The 9993-nt window shown below is 71.9% G+C and carries 8 protein-coding genes; 2 read left to right on the top strand and 6 right to left on the bottom strand.

Annotated features, from left to right (window positions below; genetic code table 11):
- The 6 genes from TR46_RS26415 to TR46_RS26440 form a co-directional block, all read right to left on the bottom strand.
- The coding region (locus tag TR46_RS26415; protein ID WP_174505158.1) for a DNA repair ATPase at positions 1-1920 on the bottom strand (1920 nt) is incomplete at its 3' end.
- Between the two features lie 40 nt (positions 1921-1960).
- Positions 1961-3994 (bottom strand): SPFH domain-containing protein, encoded by a 2034-nt coding sequence (locus tag TR46_RS26420; RefSeq protein WP_042405735.1) that lies wholly within the window; start codon positions 3992-3994, stop codon positions 1961-1963.
- A gap of 74 nt (positions 3995-4068) precedes the next feature.
- Positions 4069-4809 carry a hypothetical protein gene (locus TR46_RS26425; protein WP_236655513.1) on the bottom strand — a complete coding sequence of 247 codons (741 nt, stop codon included), beginning with the start codon at positions 4807-4809 and terminating at the stop codon, positions 4069-4071.
- Positions 4810-5025: 216 nt separating this feature from the next.
- On the bottom strand, positions 5026-5652 hold the full coding sequence (locus tag TR46_RS26430; RefSeq protein ID WP_042405738.1) for an alpha-ketoglutarate-dependent dioxygenase AlkB: 627 nt from the start codon (positions 5650-5652) through the stop codon (positions 5026-5028).
- A 46-nt stretch (positions 5653-5698) separates the two neighbouring features.
- Complete coding sequence (locus TR46_RS26435; RefSeq protein WP_236655514.1) at positions 5699-6034, bottom strand: ArsR/SmtB family transcription factor; 336 nt, start codon at positions 6032-6034, stop codon at positions 5699-5701.
- Positions 6035-6071: 37 nt separating this feature from the next.
- A complete protein-coding gene (locus TR46_RS26440) occupies positions 6072-6731 on the bottom strand; it encodes a LysE/ArgO family amino acid transporter (protein WP_042405799.1) in 660 nt (219 codons plus the stop codon).
- 70 nt (positions 6732-6801) lie between these two features.
- Between TR46_RS26440 and TR46_RS26445 the strand changes: the two genes are divergently transcribed.
- Both TR46_RS26445 and TR46_RS42555 read left to right on the top strand, forming a co-directional pair.
- Positions 6802-7734 carry a LysR family transcriptional regulator ArgP gene (locus tag TR46_RS26445; protein ID WP_042405741.1) on the top strand — a complete coding sequence of 311 codons (933 nt, stop codon included), beginning with the start codon at positions 6802-6804 and terminating at the stop codon, positions 7732-7734.
- A gap of 124 nt (positions 7735-7858) precedes the next feature.
- A partial coding sequence (locus TR46_RS42555) for a transglycosylase domain-containing protein (protein WP_084718941.1) occupies positions 7859-9993 on the top strand: 2135 nt, incomplete at its 3' end.

Consider the following 9993-nt stretch of genomic DNA (forward strand, 5'->3'; position numbering starts at 1 on the left):
CGCCAGCACCTCGCCGATGGCCAGCAGCACGGTGGTGCCCGCGCCGGGGTCGGCCGTCACCGCGCCGGTGACCAGGTCGGTGACGGTGGACAGCGCTTCGGCCTGCTCGGCGAGCCGGTCGGCGGCGTGTCCGGCCTCGGCCGCGGTGGACAGCCCGGGTGCGCTGTCGGCGGCCTCGCGGGCGGCGGCGAGCGGGGCCGCGAAGGCGTCCGGACCGGCGAAGTAGGCGAACGCGCGCTCGGTCGCCGACTCCAGCTCGGCTGCCAGCGAGGCCTCGACGGCCTCCAGCGCGGCCAGGTCGAGCTGCGGCAGCTCGCGCAGGGTACGGGTCCGGCCCTGGGCCCGGCGCAGCTCGCTGAGCAGCCCGGTCCAGCCCTCCGCGTCGACCGGGGGCTCGCCGTGCGAGCGGCGGACCAGCGCGGCGGCCTCCTCGGCCGCCCCGGCGACGGCCTCGGCGGCCCGGGCCGCGAGCGCGCCGATCCTGGCCTGCTCGCCGCCCACCTGTTCGGCGGCGTCGCGCAGTTCGACCAGGGGCTCCAGCAGTCCGGTGCCGCCCAGCCAGTAGTGCCGGTCGGCGGCCTTGGCGCAGGCGTCCAGGATCAGCGCGGCGTCAACCGCCTCGGCGCCCGCGGCGCTGCGGACCACGTCCAGGCAGTCGGCGATGCCGCGGACCAGGTCGGCGTTGCCGATCCGCTCCAGCGGCCCGTCGCCGACGGGTTGGGAGGCGGCGTACTCGGCGGAGGCGAAGGGGGTGCGCCAGAGCTGCGTCTCATGGCCGCGCACCGGTTCGCGGTCCGGCTTGAGCAGGGCCAGCGTGCCGTCGGGCAGCAGCGTGTAGCCGGCGCCGTGCAGCGGGGCGGCGGCCTCGCGGCGGACGGTGTTCCAGGACAGCAGCAGCACCTGGGCCGCACCCGGCCGGCGCAGTACGTACAGCAGGTCCTCCCCGCCCAGCGAGGGCAGCACCGCGTCGAAGCGCAGCCCGTCCGTGCCGTCGGTGCGGAAGGCGCGGTTGGTGCCGTCGGCCAGTTCGTAGCCGCCAGGGAAGATCAGGCCCTGTTCGGCCGGGAGCAGCCGGGCCCCCTGGGCCAGCGAGTCCTGCCTGCGGACCGATCCGGTACGGGTGTTGACGACCAGGTAGCGGTCGGCGGACTCGTTGTAGGGGCGGACGGCGAGGACCAGCAGCGGCGCCGCGACGGTGTAGGCGATGGTCGCGTCGGCCAGGCTCTGCAGCGGGTCGTCGACCGGCTCCTCGAACAGCGGCCTTCCGTCGGGTGCCGAGTGGACGGTGAGGCTGCCGCCGGTGGCGGCGACGGTGACCAGGCCCTCGATCACCACCCGGCCCTGCTCGTGCTGCTCGCGACCGGTGCTGGTCCACGGCAGTTCGAAGACCGGCGGGCTGGGCAGCTCGCGCTCGCCGTGGTTGTCCAGGTACTCGGCCCAACGGTCGGTCAGCTTCCATTGCAGGACCCGGATGTCGCCGTCCTGCTCGCCGGTGCGGAACACCGCGAGCAGCCGGGAGGTCGGGGCCGAGGGGGTCCGGAGCAGCTCGACCAGGCGGGCGTCGCGGTAGTAGCGCAGCAGCTCGGCCAGGTCGCGGTGGAACCGCTCATCGTCCAGCAGGCCCGGCACCGCGCCCGGTTCCAGTGGACGGCCCTCGGTGTCGTGCAGCGAGAGCATGCCCTCGGCCAGGCCCGGCGCCGACGTCCCCAGCAGCAGGACGCCGGGCCGGATCGCGATGATGCCGCAGGCCGTGGCCTCGGCGGGGGTGCGGAGCCGGGCCGAGGCCGCGAGCTCCAGCACGGGGGCGCCGAAGACCTCCTGCCGGCGGGTGTTCAGCTCCGCCGCCCGGCGGCCGAGCTCGGCCGCGCGGTCCGCGAGCCGGGTCCGCAGGATCTGGAAGGTGCCGTCCTCGACGCCCATGGCTGTTCCTTGCTCCTCTGTGACGCGGGGGTGTGCCGGGTTACTTGGCGGCGGTGACGGTGCCGTTGGCGATCTGCACGGGGACCGCAGGTGCCGCTCCGTCGGCACCGGTGCCCAGCAGCTTCAGCAGCATCGCCAGGTTCCAGGGGCCGCCCGCCGCCAGTGAGCTGAGCACCTCGGTCGCGTCCTTGCTGAAGCTCTTCTCGCCGCTCAGCCACTCGGCGCCGAGCGCCTTCACCACCTCCGAACTGTCCACCGCCGCGTCGATGCCCTTGCCGAAGGACACCGCGCCGACCAGCTTCTCGAAGAACATGCTGTCGCCGCCGACGATGTCGATGTCCGCGCTGGTCAGGCCCGCGGCCAGGACCGACGCCTGGGCCTCGGCGACCTTGCGCTGCACCTCCAGCCCGGCCAGCCTGACCTCCTTGTCCGCGGCCAGCCGCAGCCGGAACTCCTCGTGCGCCCGGGACACCTCGTCCAGCGCGGCCATCGCCGCCGCCTTCTCCTTGAGCCCGGCCGCCTCGCCCAGCAGCCGCTCCCTGATCCCGGCGGCGTCCGCCATGGCCTTGCTCTCCGCGACGGCGGCCTCGGCCATGCCCGCCTTCTCGATACCGGCGGCCTTCTGCTTCAGGCCCTCGGCCTCCGCCTCCATCCTGGCCCTGATGCCGGCCGCGTCGGCCATGGCCTGCCGCTCCGACACCTCCGCCTGCGCCAGCCCGGCCGCGCCGGCCCTGGCCCGCTCGCCCTCGGCCAGCCGCACCGCGGCGGTGGCGTCCAGCTCCGCGGTCTGCTGCCGGGCCTCGGCGAGGACCAGCTGCTCCCTGGCCGTGTACTGCGCGGACTGCTCGGCGGCCTCGGCCGCCTTGATGTCCTTGACCAGCTGCTCCTGGGCCTCCGCCTCGGCGGCGATGATCACAGCCTGGCGGGTGCGCTCGGCCTCCTGGACCACCCGTACCCGCTTGATCTCCTCCTCCTGCTCGGCGACCGTGCGGTCCACCGCGATCCGCTCGCGGACCACCTCGGCGACGCCCCGGCGCTCGACCTCGACCTGGCGCTCCATCTCGGCGCGGGACAGCTCGACCTCGCGCTCCCGGTTGACGACCTCCAGCAGCCGGTCCTTCTCGATCCGCTCGGTCTCCACGGCGATGACCCGCTCGCGGTTCTTCTCGGCGACCGCGATCTCCCGCTGCTGGTTCTCCCGCTGCACGCCCAGCAGTTCCTCGGTGCGCAGCAGCGCGCTGTGCGCCTTGAGCCGCTCCTCCTCCTGCACCTGCAGGGTGGCCGCCTCCTCCTGGGCGCGCAGCGTCTCGATGCCCTTGCGCTGCCGGATCTCGGCCTCGGACCGGCGGCGCTCCAGCTCCAGCACGGCCTCGCGGGCGTCGACGTCCTGGCGGGTGATCTCCATCTGCTCGTTGCGCTGGAAGTCGTTGGTACGGATGTGCTCCAGCGCGGTCAGTTCGGTGATCTTGCGGATGCCCTGGGCGTCCAGGATGTTGGCCGGGTCCAGCTGCACCATCGGGGTCTGTTCGAGGTGGTCGATCGCCGCGTCCTCGAGGTGGTAGCCGTTGAGGTCGGTGCCGATGGCGGCGATGATCCGGTCCCGGAACTCCTCGCGCTTGGTGTAGAGGTCGATGAAGTCCAGCTGCTTGCCGACGGTGCGCAGCGCCTCGGCGAACTTGGCGGCGAACAGGGTCTGCAGGGTCTCCTGGTGGCTGGCCCGGTCGGTGCCGATGGCCTGGGCGACCTTGACCACGTCCTCCTTGGTCTTGTTGACCCGGACGAAGAAGGTGATCTTGATGTCGGCGCGGATGTTGTCCTGGCAGATCATCCCCTCGCGGCCGGTGCGTTCGATCTCGATGGTCTTCACCGAGATGTCCATCACCTCGGCGCGGTGCATCATCGGCATGACCAGGGCGCCGGTGAAGGTCACGTCGACGTTCTTGGGCTTGTTGATGATCAGGGCCTCGCCCTGGACGACCTTGCGGAACAGCCGGCCGAAGAGCAGCAGCGTGCCCAGGCCGATGAGCAGGAGGACGGCGACGAGCACGCCGATTCCGATCGTGACAGCAGACATGACTGATCCCTTGGGCGGCCGCTTGAACGGCCTTGGAGTGAATGATTTCTGATGAGACGTCAGGTGGTGTGACGTCAGCCGGACGCGGGGAGTTCCGGCATCACCCGGAAGAACTCGCCCTCGGCGTCGTAGTCGTAGATCAGTGCGGCCGCGCCCTTGCTCAGCGCGCTTCCCGGTCCGGCCGCTTCGTCGAGGCTCTGCCGTACCTGCACCAGGGCCGCGGAGCCGTCATCCGCGCGCACCTCCGCCTGGCCGAAGTCCGGGCCGACCCGTCCGGTGCGGATGACGCAGGCGCGTCCCACGAAGTCCCGGCGGGAGGGCGGCGGGGCGGGCGCCGGCATGATCCGCCGCAGCGGCCATGCCAGCACCCGGGCCCCCGCCCAACCGACGACCAGGGCCCCTGCCAGGACGGCACCCCCGTGCCTGCCGTCCAGCAGGGTCTGGCCGGTCAGCGCGCCGAACCAGGCGAAGGCGATCAGCAGCGAAACCGCCACCGTGACCGGTACCCCGCCCAGACCGAGCGCTCTCTGCAGACCCCCGTGGATGTGGCGCATCCCACCGCGTACCCCGCCGCGTCCACCGCCGGGCTGGTGTCCGGGACCCCCGTGGCCCGCTCGGCCCCCATGGCCCCCGTGCCCTGTCCCATGACCACCCCCGTGGTGTCCTGCGGCGCCGGCATGGTGCCCGGTGTGCAGGTGCGCTCCCCCGAGCAGCACCAGCACCCAGTACGCCACGACGACGACCATGGCGAAGCTGAAGACCACGGTCGGAAACCCCGTGACCGCCCCCGTGAAGCCACCCACTGCCGTCGCCACCTCTGCAGATTCTCCGCAGTGGCACTCTGTGCCACCTGCGCCAGAGTGGCAGCGGGCGAGCAGCCCGCGCACTGCGTGATCCCGGCAGTCTTAACGGTCCCTTGGCGTCCTGGATCTGATCATTTTCAGCACCACCAGCACCACCCGTGGGCGTCCCGCGGGGTCTTGTGGACGTCCCGCCTGGTTTTCCCGGAGCCCTCCGTAGGGCTCCGGCGGTCAGGCCACGCCGCGCGGACGGAACTGGATGCTGATCCGCGGGCCCACCGGCCTGGCCGTCTTGGGCACCGCGTGGTCCCAGGTGCGCTGGCAGGAACCGCCCATGACCAGGAGGTCCCCATGGCCGGGCATCAGCCGCACGGTGTCGCCGCCCTCCTTGGGCCGCAGCAGCAGGGCGCGGGGCTCGCCGACGGAGACGATCGCGACCATGGTGTCCTCGGTCCGCCCGCGGCCGATCCGGTCCCCGTGCCAGGCGACGCTGTCCCGGCCGTCCCGGTAGTAGCAGAGGCCGGCCGTGCGGAACGGCTCGCCGAGCTCACCGGCGTAGTGGGCACTCAGTGCCGTACGGGCCCGGTCGAGCACCGGGTGCGGCGGTTCGGCACGGTCCCCGTAGTACGCCAGCAGCCGCGGGACGCCGACCACGCGCTCGTACATCTCGCGCTGCTCGGCCCGCCAGGGCACGGTCGTCGCCAGGTGTTCGAACAGCGTGTCGGCGCCGGTCAGCCAGCCGCGGAGCAGGTCGACCCAGGCGCCGTGCGACAGCTCGGTTCGGCGCAGGCGATCCAGCCCGAGCAGGGCGGGGTCCTCCGCCTCGCCGAACAGGGAACCCTGGAGTGCGACCGTCATGGGATCCAGGGTACGCCTCGGTCGAACAGTTGTACGTATATGACGGCTAGGCGTCTGCCCCGACGCCGGACTCGACGTCGGCCAGGACCAGGGCCAGCAGGCCGGGGAACCGCTCGTCGAACTCGGCGCGGCGCAGCCGGTTGACCCGCCGGGCCCCGTTGATCCGCTGCTCGATCAGGCCGGCCTCTCGCAGCACCGAGAAGTGGTGGCTCAGCGCCGCCTTGCGCACCGGCACGTCGAAGCTTCCGCAGGACCGCTCCCAGTCCGCGCTGGCCGCCAGCTCCCGCACCAGGGTGAGCCGTACCGGATCGGCCAGGGCCGCGAGCGCGCCCTGCAGCGGCACCTCGCGCGGGTGCCGGTGCTCCGGCTCGGCGGTCGGCATGGCGGCCTCCTCCATTGTTCGCTCCTGATCGAACAGTCTAGCCGCGCAGGGCCAGTCCGACCCCCATGGCGAGCATGGTCGCCGCGATCAGCAGGTCCAGCACCCGCCACGCGCCGGGCCTGGCGAACACCGGGCGGAGCAGCCGCGCGCCGAAGCCGAGACCGCTGAACCACAGCAGACTGCCGGTGGCGGCGCCCAGGGCGAACATCCACCGCGCCGATCCGTAGCCGGCGGCGACGCTGCCGAGCAGCAGCACCGTGTCCAGATAGACATGCGGGTTGAGCCAGGTGAAGCCGAGGCAGCTCAGCACCGAGGACGCCAGCGAACCGCCGCCGCCACCGTCGCCGACCCCCGCCGCCCCGGACTCAGCCGCCGCGGACTCCGCGACCAGCCGCCCCGGCCGCAGAGCCCGTCGGGCCGCCAGCAGCCCGTATCCCACCAGGAACGCGCCGCCGATCCAGGCCACCGCGGTGACCACCCCCGGGAAGCCGCGGACCAGCGCGCCGAGGCCGGCCACCCCAGCCACGATCAGCACCGCGTCGGAGAGGGCGCAGATCCCCACGATCGCCGGAACGTGCCGGCGGCGGATGCCCTGGCGCAGCACGAAGGCGTTCTGGGCACCGATGGCGACGATCAGCGAGAGGCCGGTACCGAGCCCGGCCGCGGCGGCGGCGATGTCCGCGTGGTCTGCGTGCATGGCTTCGACCGTAGGAGCCGGGAAGCGCATCAGACCAGCTAAAGTTTCTTACGTATCATTAGCTGCTGTGATGTCGGAACTCCCGCTCGACCAGGTCCGTACGCTGCTCGCCGTCGTGGACGAGGGCAGTTTCGACGCGGCGGCGCAGGCGCTGCGGCTGACGCCGTCGGCGGTCAGCCAGCGGATCAAGGCGCTGGAGCGGCGGGTCGGCCGGGTGCTGGTGCTCCGCACCAAGCCGGTCGGGCCGACGGGGTCCGGCGAGGTCCTGGTGCGGCTGGCCCGGCAACTGGTCCGGTTGGAGGACGACGCCGCGGCCGAGCTGGGGCTCCCGGTCCCGGGTGCCGAGGGCGCGGCCGACGGCGGCGCCGAAGCGGGGCGGGCGACCACGCTGGCCGTCGCGGTCAACGCCGACTCGCTGGCCACCTGGTTCCTGCCCGCACTCTCCCAACTGCCCGCCGACCTGCGGGTCTGCTTCGAGCTGCACAAGGAGGACCAGGCCCGCACCGCTGACCTGCTGCGGCAGGGTCTGGTCTCGGCCGCGATCACCGCAGCACCGCATCCGGTGGCCGGCTGCACCGTGCGCCCGCTGGGCAGCATGGCCTACCGCGCCTGTGCGACCCCGGACTTCGTCGAGCGGTGGCTCGGGGCCGGGCCACTGGCGGAGACCTTGCCGTCGGCCCCGGTGATCGTCTTCAACCGGGACGACGACCTTCAGGACGCCTTCCTGCGAGGTCTCGCCCCGGGCGCCGAACCCGGCAGGCTGCGGCACTCCATCCCCGCCTCGGACGCCTACGTCCGGGCGGTCGCGGCCGGGCTCGGCTGGGGCATGCTCCCCGACGAGCAGGAGGCGCAACTGCCGCCCGGCACCGTCGTCGACCTGGCGCCGGGTCGCACCGTCGAGGTCGCCCTGTACTGGCAGCAGTGGAAGTTGGACTCCCCTCCACTGGCCGCCCTCGCCACCGCGGTCTCGCGCGCGGCCGCGGGAACGCTGACACCGCCGTGACCCCGCGCGACCCCGCCGCGGGCGGCGCCCTTCCGGGCCGCACTCAGCAATTTGTGGCAAGTCCGTGACAGTACTGAAGGGTCCTGGGTCGGATCCTCTTAGGGTCGCCGCTTATCGTGTCCGCATGGCACCGAAGCGCAGCACCCCTCTCCAGTTGGCCGGCAACGGCCTCGGCCTTGTCGGCGCGAGTGTGCTGGCGGGCGCGGTCGTCGCCGGAATCGCGATCCCGGCGGTGGGCGCGGTCGGCCTGGGGGCCAAGACCACGGCCGACGACTTCAACAACATCTCGGACTCCCTGGCGATCCCCACCCTGTCGCAGTCGTCGACGATCTACGACGCCGACGGTGGAGTGATCGCCACGGTCTACTCCCGGGACCGCCAGGTCGAACCGTTGAGCAAGATCGCTCCGGTGATGCAGAACGCGCTGATCGACATCGAGGACCACCGGTTCTACCAGCACGGCGCCATCGACCTGACCGGCACGCTCCGCGCACTGACGCGGAACGCTTCCAGCGGCTCGGTCCAGGGCGGTTCCACGCTGACCCAGCAGCTGGTCAAGAACATCTTCATCGAGGAGGCCGGCGACGACGCGACCCTCGTCGCCCAGGCCACCGCGCAGACCACGGACCGCAAGATCAAGGAACTGCGGTACGCGATCAACTTCGAGAAGACGCTGTCCAAGCAGCAGATCCTGGACGACTACCTCAACATCACCTACTTCGGCGGCAAGGCCTACGGCGTCGAGGCCGCCGCCGAGCAGTACTTCAGCGTCCACGCGAGCCAGCTCAGCCTGCCTCAGGCCGCCCTGCTGGCCGGCCTGGTCCAGGCCCCCTCGCAGTACGACCCGATCGCCAACCCGAACACCGCGCTCAAGCGCCGCAACGAGGTCCTCAACTCGATGGCCTCGTACGGCTCGATCACCCCGGCGGCGGCGAAGGCGGCCGAGGCCACCCCGATCCAGCTGAAGATCAAGCACGCGTCGGAGGGCTGCATCACCGCCAAGAAGGGCGAGGAGTTCTTCTGCGACTACGTGAAGTCGGTCATCCTGAAGGACCCGACCTTCGGCAAGACCGCCGAGGCGCGGTCGGCGGTCTGGTACACCGGCGGACTGAAGATCTACACCACGCTGAACCCGAAGGACCAGGCGGCCGACGTGAAGGCCGTCTCCGACCACGCCTACGCGAGTGACAAGGCCATCGCCGCGTCGACCATGGTCGAGCCCGGCACCGGCAAGATCCTGGCGATGGCGCAGAGCCGGCCCTACGGCACCGGCACCAACCAGACCGAGATCAACTACAACGTCGACTCCCAGCACAGCGGCGGCGGCGGGTTCCCGACCGGGTCCATCTTCAAGGCGGTCACCGCGGCGGCCGCCCTGGAGCAGGGGATCCCGCTGAGCTACACCATCAACTCGGTGGCCAGCGGCGACTTCCCGGAGATGACGGACTGCAACGGCAACCGCCTGCTGGCGACGCCCGGTGACCAGAACGACACCACGACGCCGTACGGCAACATCAACATGGTGCAGGCCATGGCCGCCTCGGTGAACACCTACTTCGTGCCACTGGAGGCCAAGGTCGGCCTCTGCAACGTGGTGAAGATGGCGCAGCGGCTCGGCCTCAGCTACCAGGGGAGCTCGGACTCCAAGTCGCCCACCGGACTGACGCCGCTGGACCAGGTGCAGACGCTGACCCTGGGCGTCAACAGCCTGACCACGCTCCAGATCGCCAACCTCTACGCGACCTTCTCCGCCAACGGGACCTACTGCAGCCCCACCGCGATCAGCCGGATCACCAACAGCGCGGGCAAGGACCTCAAGGTCCCGGGTTCGAACTGCACCCAGGCGCTCACGCCCACCGTCGCGGCCTCGGTCAACACCCTGCTGCACTCCGTGGTCGCGGACCCGGGCGGCACCGCCCAGTCGATCGGCGACATCGGCGGCTACGACGACGCCGGCAAGACCGGTACCACCAACAGCGAGAACCAGGCCTGGTTCGCCGGCTACACCAGGCAGATCTCCGACGCGACGGTGATGACCAGCCCGACCGCCCCCGGCACGTACTCGCTCTCCGGCAAGACCATCGGCGGGACCTACTACGCCACCGCATGGGGCTTCCTGACCTCGGGGGCGGTCTGGCACCAGGCCATGACGGCGTCGATGAGCGGGCTGCCGCACCTCAGCCTGACCGTCGCGGCCAAGCCGGCCGACGCGGTGAAGGCCAACACCCCCGGCACGACCAACCCCGCCAACCCCGCCAA

It is taken from the genome of Streptacidiphilus carbonis, assembly GCF_000787775.1.
Lineage (GTDB): Bacteria > Actinomycetota > Actinomycetes > Streptomycetales > Streptomycetaceae > Streptacidiphilus > Streptacidiphilus carbonis.

Bases quoted from the DNA above. Each gene is read 5' to 3' on its own strand.
- TR46_RS26430 (WP_042405738.1), bottom strand. From the start codon at position 5,652: ATGACGGTCGCACTCCAGGGTTCCCTGTTCGGCGAGGCGGAGGACCCC.
- TR46_RS26435 (WP_236655514.1), bottom strand. From the start codon at position 6,034: ATGCCGACCGCCGAGCCGGAGCACCGGCACCCGCGCGAGGTGCCGCTG.
- TR46_RS26420 (WP_042405735.1), bottom strand. From the start codon at position 3,994: ATGTCTGCTGTCACGATCGGAATCGGCGTGCTCGTCGCCGTCCTCCTG.
- TR46_RS26440 (WP_042405799.1), bottom strand. From the start codon at position 6,731: ATGCACGCAGACCACGCGGACATCGCCGCCGCCGCGGCCGGGCTCGGT.
- TR46_RS26445 (WP_042405741.1), top strand. From the start codon at position 6,802: ATGTCGGAACTCCCGCTCGACCAGGTCCGTACGCTGCTCGCCGTCGTG.